This window comes from Streptococcus pseudopneumoniae (assembly GCF_001072375.1).
Lineage (GTDB): Bacteria > Bacillota > Bacilli > Lactobacillales > Streptococcaceae > Streptococcus > Streptococcus pseudopneumoniae_L.
In genome coordinates this window covers 1-258 of record NZ_JVKV01000075.1, presented here as the reverse complement: position 1 = coordinate 258, position 258 = coordinate 1, and the positions used below count along the sequence as shown (strand labels likewise).

The following is a 258-nucleotide window of genomic DNA, read 5'->3' as shown; positions in this document are numbered from 1 at the left end:
GTTTTCAAGACCGTTCCCTTCAGCCGGACTTGGGTAATCCTCCATAGTATTTAATGGACCTTGTAGGACTTGAACCTACGACCACTCGGTTATGAGCCGAGAGCTCTAACCAGCTGAGCTAAAGGTCCAACAAGATCATTATAGCGGCGAAGGGGATCGAACCCCCGACCTCCCGGGTATGAACCGGACGCTCTAGCCAGCTGAGCTACACCGCCATCAATCGGGAAGACAGGATTCGAACCTGCGACACCTTGGTCC

General features: G+C 53.5%; 2 tRNA genes. Both read right to left on the bottom strand.

What is annotated here, in order from left to right:
* Window positions 1-54: 54 nt before the first annotated feature.
* Window positions 55-128: transfer RNA gene (locus ADH31_RS06080), tRNA-Ile, on the bottom strand.
* Between the two features lie 13 nt (window positions 129-141).
* Window positions 142-215, bottom strand: a tRNA-Met gene (locus tag ADH31_RS06075).
* Window positions 216-258 lie beyond the last annotated feature (43 nt).